This window comes from Tritonibacter sp. SIMBA_163 (assembly GCF_046535935.1).
Classification (GTDB): domain Bacteria; phylum Pseudomonadota; class Alphaproteobacteria; order Rhodobacterales; family Rhodobacteraceae; genus Epibacterium; species Epibacterium scottomollicae.
The window spans coordinates 1-273 of sequence record NZ_JAWJBP010000420.1 but is presented as its reverse complement, the minus strand read 5'-3'; the positions used below and the strand labels follow the sequence as shown (position 1 = coordinate 273).

The 273-nt window shown below is 54.6% G+C and carries 1 protein-coding gene; it reads right to left on the bottom strand.

The features are described 5' to 3' along the window. The coding region (locus R0J92_RS22970) for a methyltransferase domain-containing protein (RefSeq protein WP_411053369.1) at positions 1-260 on the bottom strand (260 nt) is incomplete at its 3' end. Between the last annotated feature and the right edge of the window lie 13 nt (positions 261-273).

Below are 273 nucleotides of genomic sequence, written 5' to 3'. Positions count from 1 at the left end.
ATCACAGAGCCCGTAGGATAAGTCCGTCTGGGGAAAGGGGAAGCCAGCTCAAAACCTGATTTGCGCAACAGAGCCGTCTCAATTGGCAAACTATTGGCGGTGCCCGTCAGGATTTCAACACAGTCAAACGCCCTACACCGCTCTTTGGCCGGGCCAAGCATGTCGCGACTGGGATCAACTCCGATTACCTTGCCCTCTGATCCAACCGCTCTGGCAAGTTCTAATGTCAGCAAGCCATTCCCGCAGCCAATGTCGACAATTGTTTCGCCCGCT